Below are 20,027 nucleotides of genomic sequence, written 5' to 3' on the forward strand. Positions count from 1 at the left end.
CGTATAAACCTATGTTTATGCGCTGAAGAAGGCAGACATTCACAAATAACCGGCTTTACTTAGACTAGACTTATCCGTTGAGGGATGAATGTGAATGAGCAACCAAAAACGAGAGCCACAATTAACAATTAAATGAGCTGCTAGCGTTTCACAAAATAAACCGGCCTGAAATGAGCCGGTTAATCTTTGTCAGGTTTCTGTTTTTTTGAATAAAAGCTTGCCATTGTACCGACAACAATGCCAATAGCGATTCCAATTGGGATGCTATTTAAAGCAATACTAACGCCAATTCCAATCAAAAGGCCAAAAATCATTCCAAATGTCTCATTAGGTGGTTTCTTTTGGGTAGCTTTGGACATGTCCAACCTCCAGTAGTGTCGCTACATGTATTGTAGCGGACAACTCTGTTGCGGTCAAAAGGTCGCTGGTTCCTGGTTCATGGTTAGCTTTGAGCCTTGCGGGGTTTGAATAGGAGAGAAAGGATTGAACCGAGTACGAGTAACACAAACATGGTGCAAGTAATTGCCAATTCTGAAACACCTAAGTAAAGCAGTAGAACGCCAAGCCCGATGAGCAAAGCAACATAGCCAATAAAAATTCGTTTCATTAAGAATCCTCCTTTTTTAATATTTTGTCATAATCATATGAATATTGCCGTGGCCGTTTTTTATAGATTTAACTTCCATAATAACAGTTTCGTTGTTTAAAGGCAAGAAAAAAAACAGCGTTATCGCTGTTTTTTTCTTGCAATCGCCCAACCTGCTGCTAAAAGCAAACCAGTGGCTGTTAAAAAGGTGGAAAGGCGGAAGAATGGTGGCCAATAAGAAAAGACGATGTGATTTTCCCCTGCTTGTAAGGGTACGCCGAGAAAGGCATAGTTTACTTTAAGCAAGTCGGCCTTTTCGCCATTAACCGTTACTTCCCAGCCTTTTTCATAAGGCACAGGGATGGCCAGCACGTTGTTTTCCTCATCATTGTTATAATCAACCGATATTTCCCGCGAAGACAATTGAACTGGAATGTCTTCGCTTGTTGCAACTGCTTCATCAAGGTGGCGATAGGTTTCTGTGTAAAGCGCCAACTCGTTTAATGTATAGCTTCCTTCTGGGACGCGTAACGATAATACGTCATTGGCGGCTACACGAATCGTTATGTGGTTTACATCGGTTCGGTAAATCGACTCACGGGATTTGCGCGACGTTTTGAACTCATTGACTGTTAACTGAAATAATGGAGCAGTCTCAGAATTGTTTCGGAGATAAAAGGATAAGTAGTCATCGATCTCGCTTTCATCCCGTTCACCTATGTAAATGTCAAGCCCGCCTATTTCTTCCGTCACAGTCAATAGGCCATTTTCGTATGTTCCGCCTACTGCTTCAATTTCAGCATCGTTTATACGGTTTTGAGCTTGTGGTATAAACTTGCCCGTTTCTAAACCTGGTTCGACAATAATGCCTTCAAGCATTGCATGTTCCCGATCAAGGACGCTTAACGACGAAAGCTGATCTTCACTATAGGTCGAAGAAGAAACACGGGCAAAAGGAAGGACGTTTTCATTCTCGTAAAGGGCATAGCGTTCATTGTTGGCCACTTCTGAAAAACCGTAAGGGATCGGCGTTTCTTTTTGTTGATCCACGAGTTTATATTTGACTTGGAATAAGCTATGCAAGTTAGCACGATCTCCAAAGCCAGAATAACGGCTGACGCTTTCCCGGTTCATGTCAATTTGCAAATCATGATAGTAGAAGAACAGAAGATGCTTATTTAATACACTCGAATAGGCGCTCGTGCCATAAAAATCCTGGACAAGCGGTGTGTTGTTGCGGAAATCAGCTACCCACTCTACTCTGGAAAGAGGCCTTTCATCGACTGTTTGTGTAAACAGCTCCCGCTGAGCGTCGTGATCATACTCATGGCTTTGCAAAAATGCTGCCGATGTCTGGCTCAAGTTTCCGTTTTCATAGAGCCGCTCTTTTTGATAAATATTCGCAAGTCCAAGCTGTAACACGGCAAGGCTAACGAGTAGGACAGGCATCCAAACTTTAGGATGTTTATGCACGAAGAGCAAAAGCACAAGTGTTAGCACTGCGCTAATTATCAGCAAATAAGCTTGGCCAGATTGGAATAAGGACGACGTGTTATACCCTAATACATAGCTGAGCGCGAAAGCAAAACCTGTTAGACAAAAGGCAATCCAAAAGTCGCGTTTGGCCAGTGATTTTAATGACGGCAAAGCAAAGGCAACAGCAGCAGCTAGCAAAAAAGACCCCATATATTGGAATCGGTATTGGGGAGCTGAGAAGCCATTAAAAACGCTACCGATCATTGGGCTATAATGGAAAGCAACAAACAACAAGGCCATAAACGCAAAAAAGCGAAAAGGCTTTTGTTTATAAAGAGAGCGTGCAAACAGGCAAAAGATGAAAATGGCTGGCAAAATGAGCAGCCTGCTCGTATAAAAAACGTTGTCATGCAAGTCCATCCACTGGATTGGATCAGTAAAGGCGGGACGAAAATTATTGACGTACCCGTAAACCGCCGGTATAAATGCAATTGCTCCGATCAAAAAGCCGATGAAAACAGACGGGATATACATGCGTAGCTGTTGCTTGATGGAACTTTCATGATCGGCCAAAGGAAAGAAAAAGCGCAAGAGTGCATAAAGGCCAATAAACAGAAAGTTTATGTAAGCAAAGTAAAAATTGTTCACTAGTGACAAAGCAATCGCAGCAATCAACCACCATGGCTTCTGTTCGCGAATGATTTTCTCAACGCCAAGCACGAGTAAAGGCAACCATAAATAAGCATCCGCAAAAAATTCCCAAAAAGCAGCGTGCCTAAAATACATCACACTTCCGCCATATAACACGGCTCCGATAAAGGCGTACTTTGCTTTTATGTTCATATAGCAAAATAAGAGTGATGTAATGAACACAACAGCCGCAAGACGGAATGCGTTTACAAAGACAGCCGCTTGGCCCCAAAAAAGGACTGTGTCAGGATCAGCAAACAGTCCAAGTATTTCGCCAGAATAGACAACAAGAAATGTAAGAAAGAATACAGTACTTGTGGCAAAATAATAAGCTAGTTGGCTGAAAATCCCTCCACCGAGGCCAAACTGAAGGGAGTAAAAGAACGATCCTTCACTGTACAGGGTGTAAAGAAATTGCTTAAAGGGCAACATTTGTGCTGTACCATCATTTGGACCGACCATGAATTGGCCGTTTGCCGACTGATAAAAGAAAAAAGCGTGCGCAGCTGCTGCAAAAAGCACGCTTCCGATCAATAAAGAAAGCAATGTCCTTAAATTAAACTTCATGCTGGACTCCATCTCGTTTTAAAATTTTTGCTGTAACAAGATACGTAATTGGGACAGTGAATAGCACGGCCACTAAAGGTGCAAGGGGGGCAGGCAACCCGATCCATTCAACAAGTACAAAAACAAGCACTGTCGATACACTAAAGTTGACAGCTTGCGTCAACGGAAATTGCAGGAATGTTTTCCAAGAAGGCTTGACGCCAAATGTAAAAAATACATTTAAAAAATAAGAGCCAATCATACTCAGCAAAAAAGCTGTCACGTGGGCAGCTAAATAATGGAGCGAAAAGACTTGCTGAAACAGCAAGTAAAGCAAGTAAAACGTTCCTGTATTAATTCCGCCGACGAAAGCAAAACGGACAAACGAGTTATGGTAGATTTTCTTCCAAATGTTAGTGCGCTCGTTCATACCGTTTTCCTTTAGTCGCATTTGTTTCTTTCACTAAATAATGGGGGCGACGTTTCGTTTCATTGTAAATCCTGCCAATATACTCACCGATGATCCCAAGAGACACAAGCTGTACGCCTCCTAAAAACAACACGGCTGAAATGATGGTAAAGTAGCCAGGGACATCAATGCCTGTACGGATGATTTGAGCAAACATGATGAAAATGTACAGAAGAGCAGCCGCTAAAATAAAGCCGCCCATGTAAAAGCAAATGCGCAATGGCTTCATATTAAAAGATACAATTCCATCAATGCCATAATTGACCAATTTAGAGAAGGACCATTTTGATTCGCCATTTTGCCGCGAAACATTTTCGTAATAAACGACTTTTTGGTCAAAACCGATCCAAGAAAACAGCCCTTTTGAGAAGCGGTTGCCTTCGCTCATAATTAAAAGCGCATCGACAGCGCGTCTGCTTAACAGGCGAAAGTCGCCGACACCGTCTTCGAGCTCCACATCGACAATTTTATTGATGAACTTGTAATACAGCTTTGAGGCTGTGCTGCGGAGAAACCCCTCTCCTTTTCGATCGCGGCAAGCAATCACTTGATCATACCCTTCTTCAAATCCTTCTAACAGGTCTTTGATCAAATGGACCGGGTGTTGCAAATCAGCGTCAATGACAACGACGCAGTCTCCTTTGGCATGCTGGAACCCTGCGACGATAGCAGCTTCCTTGCCAAAATTCCGTGTAAACGACACATAATGAACTTGTGGATGCCAAGTAGATAAACGCTGGAGCAACGGCAGCGTGCTATCGGAACTGCCATCGTCTATATAGATGACTTCCCAGCGATAGTGGGTATCCTTAAGCGTTTCCCTTAAAGCAAAATAAAATGGTTCAACATTTTCCTCTTCATTAAATGAAGGGACGATAACAGAAAGCAACGGCTTGTTCATCTCCGAGCCTCCATTTCTTTACAAGATATTCCTCCATTTTATCTTACCCTGTTTCACGCCTATTCAATCTTACAGTTCGTTTGCAAAATGCGAAAAACTATGGTTGCTTGTAAAAAAGTATCTCAGTGAACCGTTTTCAATTTGTAAATAAAAGTACAAACTCGTGGCCGACAGATGAGTTTGCTGAACTTCCGTGTTTTTTGTCGCTAACAGCTGGCGCGCCAAATGAGATCGGTTTAAACTGGAAAGGGACTTGAAAGGAGAGTTTTTTATGAACTATAAATTGGTTGTTTTTGATTTGGATGGAACGTTATACGAAGGGACCGACCATTTTGATTTTTATGCAACCCATTTGCAACAAAAGGTGGCTAAAAAAGATCGGCTTGAATTTCAGCTTGATTACGAGGCGATGAAAGCAGGGAATCATGTTGTGCAAATTGGAAAAGCATACGATGTCGCCCGTGACGCTGTTCTAACGATTGATCCAATGACATTAAAAGTAACTGCTGCCCATACATGGGAAGGCGAACAGTACGACCAGGCTTCTGTCGAAGAAGTGTATACTGGTGAATTGTCGTTTAACTTTGAAGACATGATCGCAATTGGCGACGGTTGGTGGTATCCATTTGTCTGTGCCAAACACTATGGAGTAACAGACTGTTATTCCAGCTATCAAGCGACAAAAGAATATATGGTATCAGACAAATTTCAACTTGAGCCTCTTCCTGGGCTGCGGGACAAGCTTCTTGAGCTGAAGAAACACACACATGTGGTGGTGATGACAAATAGTGACCGGGATGATGTTGGCCGCTTATTTAAAGAATTAGGGCTTGAAGGCGTGTTTGAGCACATTATTTCATCTGCCAAGAAACCGACTAGAACGATGGGCCTTTTTGAGCAACTTTTATCCCACTATGAAGTAAAACCTGAAGAAGCAGTCAGTGTTGGCGATAATTTCATTAACGAAATCGCCCCCGCTGTTTTGCTCGGAATGGATGCGGTATACATTCATCCACAACGGCCAAAGATTGATCTTGAGCAAGTGCGTGTTGTAAGCACTGTTCTTGAGCTATGGTAAATATGCAAAAATAACAAATGAATCTATAAAGTAGCTGGAAATCGCGCTTACTCCTTTTTTGTTACAGACACTTGTGTTAGTGTGGCACAAGCGGCAATGAACAAAGGTTTAAAGGAGGACGTAAGGCGATGAAAAAATATGGACTAGCAGTTGTTTCAGTACTTGTGGGTGCAGGGGCGCTTACTGCTTGTGGTGACAATGCAACTGGCGAAGAAATCGAGCAGCTGCTAACCGATTCAAATGAAGCGATGGGGAATTTGAACAGTTATGCCGTAGAAACGGCTGTGCATAGCGATGATTTCGAAAACAATGCCTCCCTTCAACTTACAAGGGATCCGGTCGCTTTAACGAACGAACATAGGCAGCCGGATGCTGTAAGTGGAGAAACAGATGTCAACACGGAGTTTATTGAAGACGGCATTTACTATTATGAAGAGCCAAGCATAGGCGAATGGATTAAGCTTGATGCCGAGGAGGCTGGCATAACTGGCGCGGAAAGTCTCCGCCCGGCTGAAGCGCAACTAGACATGATGAAACAGTATAGCGATCAGCTTGAACTAAATGACAAAGGCGATGACTATATCCTCTCTGCCTCAGGAACGGACGGGGAACTAAAGGAATTGGCCTTGGAAATGGCTGGAGGCCAACAAGCAAAAGAGATGGGCTTAGAAGTAACCGATTTTGATATCGAAATTGTGATTGACAAAAGCTCTTTGTTGCAAAAAGAGGCAACAATGACATTAGGATTTCAAATGCCTAACCAGCAAGAAAATGAAGAGGAAGCAGCCGTGCAAACACAATCGCTTACGAGCACGTATAGTCAATTTAACGAAGTAGAAGACATTCATGTGCCAGACGAAGTCACAAACGAAGCAATCGATATTGAAGAAGCACAGGAAATGATGGAGCAGCAACAAGCCGAGTTGGAACAAGAGGCACAACCGAACGAAGACAGTGAAGAATAGCGAATGCGCCCCTTTTCTGCAGTGGAAAGGGGTTTTTTGTTTAGGATTTCTCAACAATAGGAAAAAAGCCGACAATTAACATGAAGAAAATTGAAAATTATAGTTATATTTGCGTATCAAAGAGGATATGGGCTTATTCATAAGAAATTAAGACATACTCGAACGACAACGAACGTAAGTAAGAAATAGGCGAATAAATGCGCTAATATTAAGTGATACGAAATTTGTAAGAATGTGTATCTGTGCTATCATGTTAAAAACAGACCGAAAAAGTGTCCTCATGAAAAAGAGGCTGTTGGTTGGGAAAGTAAAAAATAGCTTGTTTTTGATGATGGACAGCAGGAGGAGATCGAGTAGTGAAAAAAGCAGGAATCTTCGGTTTATTAACATCTGCTGTTGTATTGGCTGCATGTGGCGGCGGAAACACAATCCAAGTAGGTGTGGCCAATGAAGAGCCATACGGCTACATTGACACAGACGCGGGAGAAGTAACGGGGGCCAGCCCAGAAATTGCCCGGGCTGTGCTGCAAAAAATGGGCTATGAGGATATTGAAGGGACTGTTGTTGATTTTGGAGCATTGATCCAAGGCGTCAACAGCGGACAGTTTGACATCGTTACAGCCGGGATGGACATCCAGCCAGAACGGTGCGCAAATGGTAATTTCGGCAATATTGAAATGCAGTACGGGGAAGGGATTGTGGTCGCCTCAGGCAACCCGCTAAACATCACAAGCTATGAAGACATTGCCGAAGATCCAGACATTCGTGTTGCGCTTATGGCAGGGGCGAACCAAGAAGCGATGCTGCTCGCACTAGGAGCAGATGAAAGCCAATTTGTCAGCGGAAACAGCATTGCCGACAATATTGCTGCTGTTGAAAATGGCCAGGCAGATGTGATGGTCGCCACAGATGCGACAGCAAACTCAGCTGCTCAAAACAATACGTCAGGCAAAGTCGAATTTGTGGAAGATTTTACACAGCCTGTGATTGATGGCGAGGAACAAATCGCCTACGGTGCAGCCGTCTTCCCACAATCGGAAGCAGGAGAAGAGATGCGGGAAGAATACAATGCCGCACTGCAAGAACTCATTGATTCAGGGGAGTTGCTTGAAATCATTGAACAGTTCGGCTTCACTGAAGCCAATTTGCCTCCTGAAGACATCACTATGGAAGATCGCTGCAATGCCTAAAGGGCAAGAGGGAAGCATGGTGCTCACATAGGTGGAATCCCATGCTCCCTTTTTTAGTTGATAAGAGGTGAGAGGATGTTCAATAACTTTTCTAGCTTTATGCCGTTTATTCTAAAAGGGCTAGAAATCACGGTCCAAGTTTTTTTAGTAGGCGCTGTCGTCGCGTACAGCATCGCTCTCGTTGCTGGTTTGATGCGAACATCAAAAAATCCAGTCATCCGCAGTGTGGCTGCTGTTTTCGTGGAGCTGTTCCGCGGCACATCGTTGCTTGTGCAAATGTTCTTTTTTGTTTATGCGCTACCGATGATTTTCCCTGGCCTGTCGATGTCAAATTTTTTAGCTGGTTCAATTGCTGTCGGTCTAAATTACGGCGCGTATGCTTCAGAAGTGGTGAGAGGGGCAATTCATTCAATTGCCGTTGGCCAGACGGAAGCTGCCATTTCATTGAACATGTCAAAATGGCAACGGATGAGGCTTGTGATTTTGCCGCAAGCGGTCCGTTTGATGTTGCCCGGTTTTGGCAATAACGCGATTGAATTATTGAAAGGGACGTCGCTTGTTTATTTTATCGCGCTAGCCGATATGACGTTCCAAGCCAATGTACTCCGAGGCAGCAACAATTCGCTGTCCAACCAAATTGAAATTTACACATACTTGCTGGTCGCTTACTTTATTTTAGCGCTGCCTTTGATTTTCCTTGCCCGCTGGCTGGAAAAAAGGGCTTCTAAAGGAGTGAGCACATCATGAACAAAACATGGGATTGGGAATTTGCGATCGCAATTTTTCCCGAAATTCTTTCCGCTATTACAGTAACGATTGCAGCTACGATCATTGCTTATTGCATTTCGCTAACAGCGGGCCTCGTTTTAACGCTTTTGCGGCGTGCATCCTTTAAGCCGTTGGCACTAACGGTTGCCGGTATGATTGAATTTATTCGGGCAACACCACCGCTTGTCCAACTGTTTTTCGTTTACTATACAACACCATTAACAGGCTTCCAAACAGGCGCTATCGTGCTCGGCCTCCATTATGCTACGTACGTTTCGGAAATTTACCGCTCGGGGATTGAAGCTGTTCCTAAAAGCCAATGGGAAGCAAGCCAGGCGTTAAATTTCACGCGTGCCCAAACATGGAGACGAATCATTTTGCCACAAGCTATTCCTCCAGTCATTCCAATGCTTGGAAACTATTTAATTGTCTTATTTAAGGAAACACCGTTGCTTTCGGCGATTTTTGTCGTAGAAATGATGGCTGTTGCCCAGTCAATCGGTACAAGCGATTGGCGTTATGTAGAGCCGATTACGATCGTTGGTTTCTTATTTTTAGTGTTAAGCTATCCGTCCGCTGTGTTTATTCGCTATTTAGAACGGAAAGTCGGTACGCTGCACGGCAATAAAATTGAAACTAGAGGAGTGAAAACATGAGTGAAGTCATGGAGAAAGTGGAACCAGCTTCAGTTGTGCAAATGGAGCAAGCAGAAACGCTTGTCCGTTACCGCAATGTGAAAAAAGCATTTGGCGATACGGTCGTTTTGAACAATTTAGACATTGACGTGAAAAAAGGTGAAAAAATCGCTCTAATCGGCCCGTCTGGCTCTGGCAAAACAACGATTATTCGCATGTTGATGACATTGGAGCAGCCAACGGCAGGGACGATCGAAGTGGATGGAGAAATGCTCTGGCATAAAAAAGTGAACGGCGAGCTAAAGCCGGCTGACGAAAAGCATTTGCGCAAAGTACGGGGCAATATTGGAATGGTGTTTCAACAATACAATTTGTTTCCCCATATGACGATCATGAAAAATTGTATTGAAGCACCTATCCACGTCCTTGGCTTGAGCAAAGACGAGGCAAAAGAACGGGCTGTGGCCATGCTTGAAAAAGTCGGGCTTGCCGACAAAGTTGACATGTATCCATCGCAATTGTCCGGTGGGCAGCAGCAGCGTGTAGCCATTGCTCGTTCACTGGTTATGCAACCGAAAGTGATGCTGTTTGATGAAGTAACAGCAGCCCTTGATCCAGAGTTGGTCGGGGAAGTGCTTCAAGTGATTCGCGACATTGCAGAAGAAGGAAAAACGACGATGATGTTGATCACCCATGAAATGGATTTTGCCCGTGACGTTGCTGACCGGATTTTGTTTCTTGATAAAGGCAGCATTGCCGAACAAGGCACGCCTGATGACGTTTTAAACCACCCAAAAACAGAACGGCTAAAAACATTTTTAGGGCGTTTTCACGCCTAAGGAAAATTTTCTTGTTTTCTTTGATTTAGCGAACCTTCGTTCTCTTTAGTAGGAAAGCGAACATGAAGGGGAATGGCTATGAACAAAACAGAAAAACGCTATGTCGAAAAAAAACTTGAAACGTACAATCTTTATCGCCTGACAATGGCCTATGAAGAACTTCCAAAGACGACACAGAGCTTTCAATTCGTTCCTGCTCACACGGGAGCTCGATCGTTCTTTTCTACAACCGAACAGACAGCGCTAAAAAATATTGAAGCAGCCCAAAAAAGGAAGAACTACATGACGATGATCGAACAATGTGTCAATCGCTTGCCGCCTGCTGAACGGGAGTTGATTGTCCGCCGCTATTTGCAAGAGGCAGACCGGTTTGATTATCAAGTATACATGGATATGCTCATTAGCGAGCGCCAATATTACCGCATAAAAAACAGGGCGTTTACAAAGCTACATTATTTGTTTTCTGTGTGGGAGGAAGAACAGGGAGAGTTGGAAGGCATCTGAGCGAACGTCAACACGTTGCCAGCGTTCATGAGCAAATGAACGCTGGTCTTTTTTGTGCTATACTGCCTGTTAGGATCAGGAAAAAGGAGACATTTATGCAAAAGGCGAGAGAGAAAAAACGCTCCTATAAAAGGCCAACATTGAGGACAACGATTTTTTTACTCGTTTCGGCAGTCGTCATTGCGGCGTTGCTTGTAACGGACCTTCTTATCCATCGGACGATTGAAGAAGAAATTGAGCAAAATCAAACGGAAAAAGCGCAGCAGCTTGCTAGGGCGGTTGCGCTTATGCCTGTTGTCCAGCAAGCGTTAGTCGAAAAAGAGACGGAACCTGTGCAACAGTACGTTGAAACCTTTATGGGACAAGCTGATGTCCAATTTGTCGTTATCATAGACATGGACGGAATTCGTTATGCCCACCCAGACCGAGAAAAAGTCGGTAAAGCTTTCGTTGGTGGAGATGAAACAGAAGCGCTGAACGGGAATGAAAGTGTCTCCACGTCTGTTGGAACGTTAGGCAGGTCATTGCGGGCCTTTACGCCTGTTTATGCCGAGACAGGCGAGCAAGTGGGAGCAGTCGCGGTCGGCATTTCCCTCGAAGTGGTGGAAAAAGCTCTCCAAGCAAACCGCGTAAATTTGCTCATTGGCACACTGTTTGGATTAAGCGCAGGTTTAGTTGGCGCCGTTCTGTTATCACGCTTTATTAAAAAAACACTATTCCATCTCGAACCGCGAGCAATCGCCACATTAGTAGAAGAGCGAAGCGCCATGCTGCAATCGACCATTGAAGGAATGATCGCCGTTGATGCCGATGGGAAAATTACACTAGTCAACAAGTCAGCACAAGCGATTTTTGACCGTGCTGGCCTGCCGCCAAAGCCAGAAGGTGTCGATGTCGAAGCCTATATGCAAAATTCTAGGCTCCGTCATGTGCTCGCTAGCGGCCAGCCAGAATACAACAAAGAACAAGATTTAAACGGACTTACCATTGTCGTTAACCGCGTTCCGGTTCGGATAAATGACCAAATTATTGGCGCGATTGCCACATTCCGCGATAAAACGGAAATGAAACAGCTTGCAGAACAACTGACGGGCGTTAAAACGTACGCTAGTACGCTGCGGGCACAAACCCATGAATTTAAAAACCGCCTGCAAGTCATTCTCGGTATGTTGCATACAAAAGAGTATGAACAAGTAGAGGCCTATGTTGCCCAAATTGTTGGCAACCAATCAGAAGAATTAAAGCAAACGACCGATAGGGTGAAAGACCCGGTCCTTGCAGGGCTTTTGCTCGGCAAAAAAAGCGACGCCCGGGAAAATGGGGTCGATATGAAACTTGTCATTGACACGGTGATTGAACCGTTGCCCCAAGAAAGGCTGGCGCTTGAGCTCACCACGATTCTCGGCAACTTGATCGATAATGGGATTGATGCTGCTTCTGGCAAGGAAAACGGAAGCGTGAAGGTTACTTTGTATGTGCTCGATGAAGAATTGATTATCCGCATTGCCGATAATGGCCCAGGAATGAGTGAAGTAGAACTGGAGAAGATGTACGTGCGTGGCTATTCAACAAAAGGAAAAGACCGCGGCTATGGTTTGTCTCTTGTAAAGCAAAGCGTCGAGGCGATTGGGGCAGCTTTTACAGTGGAAAGCGAAATCAATCAAGGCACGACTTTTACTGTTTTTGTGCCAATAGAGAGGGGGAGGCACACATGATTCAGGTGCTTATCGTCGAAGATGATCCGATGGTTGCCGCTGTTGTTAAAAGTTATTTGCGCGATGTGCCAGATTTTCAAGTGGCGGCTGAGGCTGGCGGAGTAGAGGAAGCAAAGCAGCATCTTAAAGAAAACAAAACAATCCAATTAGTGTTGCTTGATGTTTACATGCCTGGGGAAAATGGCTTGTCACTGCTGCCTTATTTGCGCGAAAACAAGATCGAAGCAGATGTCATCCTGATGACAGCGGCCTCAGACAAAGAATCGATCGAGACTGCACTTCGATTCGGGGCAGTTGATTATATTTTAAAGCCATATCAATTTTCCCGTTTCCAAAAAGCATTGCATGCTTACCAAAGCCGTTACAATTTCTTTCGCAAAGAAGAAACGACCGATCAAAAACAGCTTGATGAAACGTTTTTTGAAAAAAAACATACGCTTGAAAAACAAACGTTGCCAAAGGGGCTTACGAAAGAAACGCTGCAAGAAGTTTGGGAGGCGATTAGGCAAGTCGGTCAAGATAGCTTTTCAACAGAAGACATCGCCCTTCATGCTCGTCTCTCTCGTGTTTCTGTGAAAAAATACTTAACGTTTTTAAAAGAATTAGACGTGTTGCAGTTACAGCCAACGTATGGATCAATAGGCCGACCGATTCACATTTATCGAATCGATAAAGACAATGTTCGGAAAATAAAGCCCTATTTGTAACGAATACGTGCCCTAGCCTACTGTTTTGCCAGGTTAGGACGGATTCCAGCCAGTTAGAATCAATAACTGGCTTATTTCGTTTTGAGTTTAAAAGAAAGGCCTGCTTTTTTTAATTACAAAAAGAAAGCGCTTATTTACATAAACTATTCACCCTGCTCGAGCTTGTTTAAGATAAAGCAAGAAACGAGGAGGTCTTTCAATTGGAGCAAATAAAAACGGTTTCAGAGCCAAGCGAGCGAAAATACCAGCATGAACATGATCGAGCATCCTCTCGCTGGAACCCCTTTTATTGGAAGGTAGGAGTGTTGCCTTTCCCTATTTATATAGCTATTGCTGCCATCGTCCTGGCTGCAGCGTATTTTCAAAAATTGCCTGCTGACATGATTGGCGGGTTTGCGATTATTATGGTAGCCGGAATGTTACTTGGGGAAATTGGTTCCCGCCTGCCGATTATAAAAAGCATTGGCGGCCCAGCAATACTAGCACTGTTCGTACCCTCCGCATTCATGTTTTTTGGATGGTTAAATGAAACAACTGTAAATGCTGTATCGAATTTAATGACGACATCTAACTTTTTATATTTCTATATTGCTTGTTTAGTAGCTGGCAGCATTCTTGGCATGAACCGCGTGGTACTCATGCAAGGAATCACGAAAATGTTGGTTCCTCTTGTTGCCGGAACCGCTGTCTCAATGGCTGCAGGAGTCGGCATGGGCCTTTTACTCGGCTATGAGGCAAAGCATACATTGTTTTTTATTGTTGTGCCTATTTTGGCAGGCGGCATTGGCGAAGGCATTTTGCCGTTGTCAGCTGGGTACAGCACGATTCTTGGAATACCTGCGGCTGAATTAATATCACAGTTAATTCCGGCAGCGATCATCGGCAATATCTTTGCCATTATCGGAGCAGCCCTTTTAAAACAGCTCGGCGCAAAAAAGCCCCATCTTACAGGAAAAGGAGTGCTTGTTAAGACAAAAGGGCCAGTAATGCCGAAATCGATTGATGATACAAAACCAGTCAATTTTGCGCTAATGGGAGCTGGGCTCCTCGTTGCTTGCAGTTTTTATGTGTTTGGCCACTTAATGGAATCGAGCTTGCATATTCCAGCAGCAATTTTAATGATCTTGATTGCTGCGATTGCGAAAGTATTAAAGCTGATTCCTGAACAACTTGAGCAAGGCGCTTTTCATTTATATAAGTTTGTATCAACAAGCTTTACGTGGCCGCTTATGGTAGGGCTTGGATTGTTGTTTATTCCCCTTGAAGATGTGGCAGGCATTATTAGCTTTTCCTACGTCCTGATTTGCGCCACAGTCGTCTTTGCCATGATCGCAACCGGCTATTTTGTCGGACAGTGGCTTAACATGCACCCTGTCGACTCGGGGATTGTCACCGGTTGCCACAGCGGCCTAGGCGGTACAGGCGATGTCGCCATTTTATCGGCGTCCGATCGCATGAGCCTAATGCCGTTTGCGCAAGTAGCGACGCGACTAGGCGGAGCAGGGACGGTTATTTTAGCAACATTTGTATTACGTTGGTTAGGACTTTAAGAAATGAAGGAGTATGATAACGTGTTACAAGCACGAAAGCAAAGGGAGGCAGCGATTGCGCTGCATAAGCATGGGAAAATGGAAATGAAAAGCACAGTCCCTTTAATAAATGAATACGATATGAGCCTCGCTTATACGCCTGGCGTAGCTGAGCCATGCAAGCGCATCGCTGAGAATAAAGACGAAGTATACGACCATACCATTAAGGGCAACCTTGTCGCCATTGTTACGGATGGCTCTGCAGTGCTTGGTCTTGGCAATATTGGGCCAGAAGCGGCTATGCCAGTTATGGAAGGAAAGGCCGTTTTATTTAAGCAATTTGCCGGAGTGGATGCAATCCCGCTTTGTTTAGAGACACAAGACGTCGATGCAATTGTCGCGACAATTAAAGCGGTCGCGCCTACATTTGGCGGTATTAATTTGGAAGACATTGCTGCGCCCCGTTGTTTTGAGATTGAGCAACGCCTACAGGAAGAACTAAACATCCCGGTTTTCCACGACGACCAGCACGGCACAGCGATCGTTGTCCTAGCTGCGCTAATCAATGCATTAAAAGTCGTCGATAAAGGGTTGAACAGCGCCCGCATTGTCATCAACGGGGCAGGGGCAGCAGGCCTTTCAATCGCCACGCTTTTGCTAGAAGCAGGTTGCAGCGACATCACCCTTGTCAGCTTAGAAGGAATTGTCCAAGAAAACGAGCCGTGGCTAAACCAACGCCAAAAAGAATTAGCGGCCCAAACAAACCGACGTCATCTTACCGGCAAGCTCGACCAAGCAATCGAAGGCGCCGATGTCTTCATTGGCGTCTCCGGCCCTCGCGCCTTAACAGGCGAACAAGTCAAGCGGATGAATAGCGATGCTGTTGTATTTGCTCTCGCTAATCCGACGCCTGAAATTTACCCAGAAGATGCGTCCGCTGCTGGTGCGGCCGTTGTGGGCACTGGACGTTCAGACTTTCCGAACCAAATTAATAACGTTCTTGCCTTCCCCGGCATTTTCCGCGGCGCCTTGGAAGCCCGCGCTAGCACCATCACCACCTCGATGAAGCTGGCAGCTGCAAAAGCAATTGCGAACATTGTTGGGCAAGACTTGCATGCCGGCCACATTCTCCCGTCTCCGTTCGATGAACGAATTGCCCCTGCCGTGGCCAAGGCCGTTGCGGATGAAGCGAAGGAGAAAGTGTGTAGTTAATAATGAATAATGAAGAAAGATGCATGAACAGAACAGCGCCCATTCTGTAAAGAAAGGGCGCTTCTTTATTATTTAAAAATGGGTAATGAGAACAAACATATATGGAAAAATGAAGAGGAAATTTTAGTAAAAACAGGAACGGTGACTTTGGTGTATCAAGTACTTGGCTACAGGAACAACCACTAACCACCTAGCTTATTTGCACAAAGCCCAAGCAATTGCAACGTAGGAACAGTTCCCATGAAAACCCCCTTTTTAATTAAGCAATTCCTTCTTCTTTTTCTCGAATTCCTCTTCAGAAATGATACCCTCATCAAACAATGATTTATACTTGCGGATTTCGTCGGCGGGGGAGAGCGAATCAGTCGAATGTACTTGATTCTCAAGATAACGTTTGAGAGCGAGAATGAGCTCCTTGGCTTCAAGCATTTGGTTGTATTGATTAATGTTTGTGATCGTGATTTCGTTAGCCTCTTCTTTTGGACTATAGTAACCCCGATTAGCAAACCCTTCGTAATGAATTTTAACTTTTCCACTTGTCATAGTTGGTTTTGATACGGATACGCTAGAGATTTTTTGGATATCTACTGTTTTTGAACCTTTTCCTCCAGTATGTAGAAACTTTTTATATTTTAACGTTATCGTACTTTTTGAAATAACTATACTCCCAGTCAAACCACTATAGTCATAGCTTTTTGTCTTCCCATTTATTAGTTCATTTAGTAATTTCTCGTGAGCAAAAGATACTACGGGAGTATCATTTTGGTCTATATTATCCAGATATTGATTAATAAGCTTTTCAGCTTTTAGAAAACGTTTAAACTGATGGGCAAAAGATATTGTTATAGCGTATTCGTCAGCCATAATATCTAGTTTGGAGAGATCCTGAATATCAAATCCTTTACGTAGAAAATAACAATAGCCTGAGACAATACTTGGTTTTTGTAAAATCAACTTATCGAGGTCCGAATATTTGATTTCTACAGTAGGACTACTAGTGAAGCGTTTATTTCTTCCATGTTTTAGGATTAATTTATCTTCTAAAACTACTAATGTTGACCCTTGCCCTTTAAAAGTGTGTTCCATAGCTAGCAACCATCCTTTCGTAAAGGTGTTCTCCTATTTCTCTTATCTTACCATAATCGTGGCAGAATCATGGCAGAAACACGACAGAATCGAACGCTTGTTCCGTATTATGATGGTAGTGTAGCAAGGTTAGCTAAAACCGAGCTGCACATTCGTTATCCATTTGTTAATGGTGCCGGCACCGCCTTTGCTTTGGATAAACGGAGAAACTACATTTAATTTTGGAGGAATTGACATGGCAGAAAAGAAATTTGTTGGAACACGAGTAGAAGTTAATGGACAAGTAGTGGCAAAATTAACGTCTTTCACACACTCACTAGAGGTTGAAGAGGCAGATGTAACTGGTCTTGGGGATACAGTCGATGGTGGCGGCGTTTTCCGCCAAAAATTCATTGCTGCGTCTGTAGGGGAGACGGTGGCGATGGAAGGGATCGCACTACTTGAAGATGATGGCCAAACAGAGTTAAAACGAGTAGCTGAATTAGGTCAAGAAGCGGTTATTAAGCATACAGACGCTAACGGAGCTGGATACGCTTTAACAGGGTTCTTTACTACGTATGAAGAGGAAGGTTCTGTATCTGAAGGTGTATATACATTCTCTGGCGAGTTCCGAGTAAACACAAAACAAGCAGTTGTGGAAGATGGTGCTCCAGGTGGCGAATAAATCGGCGGACCGTTTGCAATTGCTAAATGAAAAGGCGGAAGAGCTTGCCCAAATCCAACAAGAACAGCTTGTTGCCGATTATGATGATGCTTTAGCTGAGCTAGCGAATGAACAAAAGCATCAATACGTCAAGTTTGCGGGCGAATATTTTCAAATTCCAACTGAAATGCCCTTCCAGTTTGCGACATTTTACTTTCGGCACTGTGTACAAAAAGTGAGAGGCAAAACGCAAATGGCTGTGCCAGAAGAAAAAATGTATGAATTTATTGAACTAATGTTAGGGAAGGAATTTCTAGCCCATCTCGAACAGTCGAAAGCAGGCGTCAATTTCGTTTTTAAACATATTGTGCCTGACATTATGAAACTTTGGGGATATGATGTCAAAGGCTCAGGCGCACAATCAGCCGCGGCGCAAAAAAAAACCAAGATTCGCGGATAATCATTTGGGCGTGGGCAGCGTTAGAAGCAGATTTCTACCGGTTTTATGGCATAAATTTAACAAAAGAGGGATTTGAGAACCGCCTATCTTGGAGGCGGTTCTTAGTATTTGTTAGAGGCTTGCCCGAAGACAGCGCCTTCCAGCGTTTTTTGCAAGACAAAAAGAAACGCAGTGCCGCCGAATGGGATGAAGGCAACATGCAAATGGAAGCGAACAAATGGAAAGGGGGAAGATGATGGCGATTTCAATAGGAGAGTCAGCTAATGTTAGACTTAATTTTGACGATATAGAAAAAAGCGGAAAGGCTCTGGCGGGCTTAGAACAGAGCTTAAAAAATATAGTTCTTGAAGTTAATAAGGTGACACAAGGCTTTGCAGATGGCAATTGGGGAGAGGTTTTTTTAGGTCTTATATCAGGAGCCGGGACATCCTTACTAGGTATAGTAGCTATTAAAGCAGCTTTTGATGGCCTAGCAACAATAATACCAGTGATTGTAAGCGGTTTAGGAGGAATAGTAACCTCTTTATCAGGATTTATTGTACCGATAGCACTCGCTACCGCCGCAATTGCCGCTCTTGTTGCAGGCATTATGTATCTTTGGCAGACAAATGAAACGTTTCGCAATGGTGTAATCCAAGCGTGGGAAGCCATAAAGACCACGATGGAAACGGTAGTGGCTACGATTGTTACTTTTGTTTCTGAAAAACTGGCGCAAATCAAAGCGTTTTGGGATGAGCACGGGGCTGCTGTTATGCAAGCAGTAACCAATATCTTTAATGGAATAAAGAGCATTATTGAACCAGTTATGAACGGCATTTTGGCGATTATGCAATTTGTTTGGCCGTTCATTGTGTCGCTTATTCAAATGGTATGGGGCAATATTCAAGGAGTCATTTCGGGAGCATTGAACATCATCATGGGGCTAGTAAAGGCGTTTGCAGGTCTTTTTACTGGAGATTTTTCTTTAATGTGGGAAGGCATTAAGCAGCTTTTTTCTGGCGCGCTTGAAGCGATATGGAACGTCGTTCAGTTATTATTGTTTGGGCGGCTTTTAAAAATTGCTAGTTCTTTGTTTACCGGTTTAATGGGTGTTTTTTCAAAAATGTGGGGAGCAATAAGTAATTTGTTTTTGACGGCATTAAATGGAATAAGGTCGTTTTTCTCCACCATTTTTACTCCTATTCAAAACGTAGTCATGACAGTAATGGGCTTTATCCGCAATGCCATTTCAACTGGCTTAACAACAGCCTCGAATGTGGTTCAAACTGTGTTAACGGCAATTAGGACAGTATTTTTAACTGTATTTAATGCTGTTCGCAATGTAGTTACAACGGCGATTAGCTTTGTACAGAATTTTATTTCAACCGGAATTTCGGCGGCCCGTACAGCGGTAACAAGTGCTCTTAATGCGATAAAAACCACATTTACAACCATTTTTAACGCTGTCCGTTCAAGTGTGACAACTGCAATGACTAATATCAAAACGGCTATCTCTAATGGAATTCAAAGCGCCTGGCAAGCGGTCTTGAATTTTGTTGGCCGTTTTCGCGAAGCAGGGAAAAACATTGTTAATAGCATTGCAGAAGGAATTACTAGTGCAATTGGGGCAGTGAAAAATGCAATTTCTAATGTCGCTGGAAAGATACGGGATTTCTTGCCTTTCTCACCTGCTAAAGAAGGCCCGCTGCAAGACATTCACCGTCTTAACTTTGGAGGACCAATTAAAGACTCAATTTACCGAGATGTGCCAAAAATTGAACATGCATTTGAGAAAGCATTAACACTGCCTTCTCTTCACGACATTGGTTCTTCACTTGGCCGGGGGTTGGCGCGGCTAGATAGCAATGTACAAGCAAGAGAGTTGCAGGGACTGTCAGCAAATCCTTCTAGCAACATGACGATTGAAGTGCCAGTCCACCTTGAAGGCAAACAAATTGCTAAAGTGACCGCACCGTTTATGGATGTTGAACTTGGACGGAGAGGACAAATGGCACAGCGTGCAAGAGGACACTACTAAAAAAGGAGGCG

General features: G+C 43.8%; 21 protein-coding genes. 15 read left to right on the plus strand and 6 right to left on the minus strand.

Going from position 1 to position 20,027, the window contains the following annotated elements:
• Positions 1 to 179: 179 nt before the first annotated feature.
• The 5 genes from V5G21_RS14000 to V5G21_RS14020 form a co-directional block, all read right to left on the minus strand.
• Positions 180 to 359, minus strand: coding sequence for a hypothetical protein (locus V5G21_RS14000; protein WP_011245759.1), 180 nt, complete (start codon positions 357 to 359; stop codon positions 180 to 182).
• An 83-nt stretch (positions 360 to 442) separates the two neighbouring features.
• Positions 443 to 607, minus strand: a complete 165-nt coding sequence (locus V5G21_RS14005; protein WP_156323107.1) for a hypothetical protein — start codon at positions 605 to 607, stop codon at positions 443 to 445.
• Between the two features lie 120 nt (positions 608 to 727).
• Positions 728 to 3,319 (minus strand): YfhO family protein, encoded by a 2,592-nt coding sequence (locus V5G21_RS14010; protein ID WP_338464833.1) that lies wholly within the window; start codon positions 3,317 to 3,319, stop codon positions 728 to 730.
• Positions 3,309 to 3,728, minus strand: a complete 420-nt coding sequence (locus V5G21_RS14015; protein ID WP_073305102.1) for a GtrA family protein — start codon at positions 3,726 to 3,728, stop codon at positions 3,309 to 3,311. Before V5G21_RS14015 ends, V5G21_RS14010 begins: the two co-directional genes overlap by 11 nt.
• The gene (locus V5G21_RS14020; protein ID WP_011245762.1) at positions 3,712 to 4,668 is read right to left on the minus strand and encodes a glycosyltransferase family 2 protein; all 957 of its coding nucleotides are present in this window, start codon (positions 4,666 to 4,668) and stop codon (positions 3,712 to 3,714) included. Before V5G21_RS14020 ends, V5G21_RS14015 begins: the two co-directional genes overlap by 17 nt.
• Before the next feature lie 271 nt (positions 4,669 to 4,939).
• Between V5G21_RS14020 and V5G21_RS14025 the strand changes: the two genes are divergently transcribed.
• The 11 genes from V5G21_RS14025 (at position 4,940) to V5G21_RS14075 (ending at position 15,810) form a co-directional block, all read left to right on the plus strand.
• A complete protein-coding gene (locus V5G21_RS14025) occupies positions 4,940 to 5,746 on the plus strand; it encodes an HAD family hydrolase (RefSeq protein ID WP_257006195.1) in 807 nt (268 codons plus the stop codon).
• A 128-nt stretch (positions 5,747 to 5,874) separates the two neighbouring features.
• A complete protein-coding gene (locus V5G21_RS14030) occupies positions 5,875 to 6,711 on the plus strand; it encodes a DUF6612 family protein (protein WP_095237103.1) in 837 nt (278 codons plus the stop codon).
• 356 nt (positions 6,712 to 7,067) lie between these two features.
• Positions 7,068 to 7,901: an ectoine/hydroxyectoine ABC transporter substrate-binding protein EhuB gene (gene ehuB, locus V5G21_RS14035; RefSeq protein ID WP_011245765.1), complete on the plus strand. Its 834-nt coding sequence runs from the start codon at positions 7,068 to 7,070 to the stop codon at positions 7,899 to 7,901.
• A gap of 75 nt (positions 7,902 to 7,976) precedes the next feature.
• On the plus strand, positions 7,977 to 8,648 hold the full coding sequence (gene ehuC / locus V5G21_RS14040) for an ectoine/hydroxyectoine ABC transporter permease subunit EhuC (RefSeq protein ID WP_011245766.1): 672 nt from the start codon (positions 7,977 to 7,979) through the stop codon (positions 8,646 to 8,648).
• The gene (gene ehuD, locus V5G21_RS14045; RefSeq protein WP_011245767.1) at positions 8,645 to 9,325 is read left to right on the plus strand and encodes an ectoine/hydroxyectoine ABC transporter permease subunit EhuD; all 681 of its coding nucleotides are present in this window, start codon (positions 8,645 to 8,647) and stop codon (positions 9,323 to 9,325) included. The genes ehuC and ehuD overlap by 4 nt, the downstream gene beginning before the upstream one ends.
• An 8-nt stretch (positions 9,326 to 9,333) precedes the next feature.
• Positions 9,334 to 10,143, plus strand: coding sequence for an ectoine/hydroxyectoine ABC transporter ATP-binding protein EhuA (ehuA, locus tag V5G21_RS14050; RefSeq protein ID WP_280520386.1), 810 nt, complete (start codon positions 9,334 to 9,336; stop codon positions 10,141 to 10,143).
• A gap of 78 nt (positions 10,144 to 10,221) precedes the next feature.
• A complete protein-coding gene (locus tag V5G21_RS14055; protein WP_011245769.1) occupies positions 10,222 to 10,647 on the plus strand; it encodes an ArpU family phage packaging/lysis transcriptional regulator in 426 nt (141 codons plus the stop codon).
• Positions 10,648 to 10,742: 95 nt separating this feature from the next.
• The gene (dcuS, locus tag V5G21_RS14060; RefSeq protein ID WP_011245770.1) at positions 10,743 to 12,362 is read left to right on the plus strand and encodes a DcuS/MalK family sensor histidine kinase; all 1,620 of its coding nucleotides are present in this window, start codon (positions 10,743 to 10,745) and stop codon (positions 12,360 to 12,362) included.
• Entirely contained in the window at positions 12,359 to 13,069 is a 711-nt protein-coding gene (locus V5G21_RS14065) for a response regulator (RefSeq protein WP_035204695.1), read from the plus strand. The genes dcuS and V5G21_RS14065 overlap by 4 nt, the downstream gene beginning before the upstream one ends.
• Before the next feature lie 200 nt (positions 13,070 to 13,269).
• On the plus strand, positions 13,270 to 14,619 hold the full coding sequence (locus V5G21_RS14070) for a 2-hydroxycarboxylate transporter family protein (protein ID WP_035204697.1): 1,350 nt from the start codon (positions 13,270 to 13,272) through the stop codon (positions 14,617 to 14,619).
• Positions 14,620 to 14,622: 3 nt separating this feature from the next.
• A complete protein-coding gene (locus V5G21_RS14075; protein ID WP_035204699.1) occupies positions 14,623 to 15,810 on the plus strand; it encodes an NAD(P)-dependent malic enzyme in 1,188 nt (395 codons plus the stop codon).
• A gap of 255 nt (positions 15,811 to 16,065) precedes the next feature.
• On the opposite strand, the gene V5G21_RS14080 is transcribed toward V5G21_RS14075, so the two are convergent.
• Positions 16,066 to 16,896, minus strand: coding sequence for an SHOCT domain-containing protein (locus tag V5G21_RS14080; RefSeq protein WP_035204702.1), 831 nt, complete (start codon positions 16,894 to 16,896; stop codon positions 16,066 to 16,068).
• 235 nt (positions 16,897 to 17,131) lie between these two features.
• Between V5G21_RS14080 and V5G21_RS14085 the strand changes: the two genes are divergently transcribed.
• Genes V5G21_RS14085 through V5G21_RS14095 form a run of 4 tightly spaced genes read left to right on the plus strand, consistent with a single transcriptional unit; the run spans position 17,132 to position 20,016 of the window.
• The gene (locus tag V5G21_RS14085; RefSeq protein WP_220558098.1) at positions 17,132 to 17,560 is read left to right on the plus strand and encodes a hypothetical protein; all 429 of its coding nucleotides are present in this window, start codon (positions 17,132 to 17,134) and stop codon (positions 17,558 to 17,560) included.
• Entirely contained in the window at positions 17,550 to 17,999 is a 450-nt protein-coding gene (locus V5G21_RS14090; RefSeq protein WP_063609758.1) for a hypothetical protein, read from the plus strand. The genes V5G21_RS14085 and V5G21_RS14090 overlap by 11 nt, the downstream gene beginning before the upstream one ends.
• A gap of 50 nt (positions 18,000 to 18,049) precedes the next feature.
• Positions 18,050 to 18,235, plus strand: coding sequence for a hypothetical protein (locus tag V5G21_RS21455; protein ID WP_422397435.1), 186 nt, complete (start codon positions 18,050 to 18,052; stop codon positions 18,233 to 18,235).
• Positions 18,235 to 20,016, plus strand: coding sequence for a phage tail protein (locus V5G21_RS14095; RefSeq protein WP_011245777.1), 1,782 nt, complete (start codon positions 18,235 to 18,237; stop codon positions 20,014 to 20,016). The genes V5G21_RS21455 and V5G21_RS14095 overlap by 1 nt, the downstream gene beginning before the upstream one ends.
• Positions 20,017 to 20,027: the final 11 nt, after the last annotated feature.

Origin of the sequence: Shouchella rhizosphaerae (assembly GCF_036700015.1) — a bacterium.
In the GTDB taxonomy this organism is placed as follows: Bacteria; Bacillota; Bacilli; order Bacillales; family Bacillaceae_D; genus Shouchella; species Shouchella rhizosphaerae.

What these genes read in the sequence shown, in the direction of transcription:
- V5G21_RS14000 (WP_011245759.1), bottom strand. Translation starts at nt 359, where the DNA reads ATGTCCAAAGCTACCCAAAAGAAACCACCTAATGAGACATTTGGAATG.
- V5G21_RS14005 (WP_156323107.1), bottom strand. Translation starts at nt 607, where the DNA reads ATGAAACGAATTTTTATTGGCTATGTTGCTTTGCTCATCGGGCTTGGC.
- V5G21_RS14010 (WP_338464833.1), bottom strand. Translation starts at nt 3,319, where the DNA reads ATGAAGTTTAATTTAAGGACATTGCTTTCTTTATTGATCGGAAGCGTG.
- V5G21_RS14015 (WP_073305102.1), bottom strand. Translation starts at nt 3,728, where the DNA reads ATGAACGAGCGCACTAACATTTGGAAGAAAATCTACCATAACTCGTTT.
- V5G21_RS14020 (WP_011245762.1), bottom strand. Translation starts at nt 4,668, where the DNA reads ATGAACAAGCCGTTGCTTTCTGTTATCGTCCCTTCATTTAATGAAGAG.
- V5G21_RS14025 (WP_257006195.1), top strand. Translation starts at nt 4,940, where the DNA reads ATGAACTATAAATTGGTTGTTTTTGATTTGGATGGAACGTTATACGAA.
- V5G21_RS14030 (WP_095237103.1), top strand. Translation starts at nt 5,875, where the DNA reads ATGAAAAAATATGGACTAGCAGTTGTTTCAGTACTTGTGGGTGCAGGG.
- ehuC (WP_011245766.1), top strand. Translation starts at nt 7,977, where the DNA reads ATGTTCAATAACTTTTCTAGCTTTATGCCGTTTATTCTAAAAGGGCTA.
- ehuD (WP_011245767.1), top strand. Translation starts at nt 8,645, where the DNA reads ATGAACAAAACATGGGATTGGGAATTTGCGATCGCAATTTTTCCCGAA.
- ehuA (WP_280520386.1), top strand. Translation starts at nt 9,334, where the DNA reads ATGGAGAAAGTGGAACCAGCTTCAGTTGTGCAAATGGAGCAAGCAGAA.
- V5G21_RS14055 (WP_011245769.1), top strand. Translation starts at nt 10,222, where the DNA reads ATGAACAAAACAGAAAAACGCTATGTCGAAAAAAAACTTGAAACGTAC.
- dcuS (WP_011245770.1), top strand. Translation starts at nt 10,743, where the DNA reads ATGCAAAAGGCGAGAGAGAAAAAACGCTCCTATAAAAGGCCAACATTG.
- V5G21_RS14065 (WP_035204695.1), top strand. Translation starts at nt 12,359, where the DNA reads ATGATTCAGGTGCTTATCGTCGAAGATGATCCGATGGTTGCCGCTGTT.
- V5G21_RS14075 (WP_035204699.1), top strand. Translation starts at nt 14,623, where the DNA reads ATGAAGGAGTATGATAACGTGTTACAAGCACGAAAGCAAAGGGAGGCA.
- V5G21_RS14080 (WP_035204702.1), bottom strand. Translation starts at nt 16,896, where the DNA reads ATGGAACACACTTTTAAAGGGCAAGGGTCAACATTAGTAGTTTTAGAA.
- V5G21_RS14085 (WP_220558098.1), top strand. Translation starts at nt 17,132, where the DNA reads ATGGCAGAAAAGAAATTTGTTGGAACACGAGTAGAAGTTAATGGACAA.
- V5G21_RS14095 (WP_011245777.1), top strand. Translation starts at nt 18,235, where the DNA reads ATGGCGATTTCAATAGGAGAGTCAGCTAATGTTAGACTTAATTTTGAC.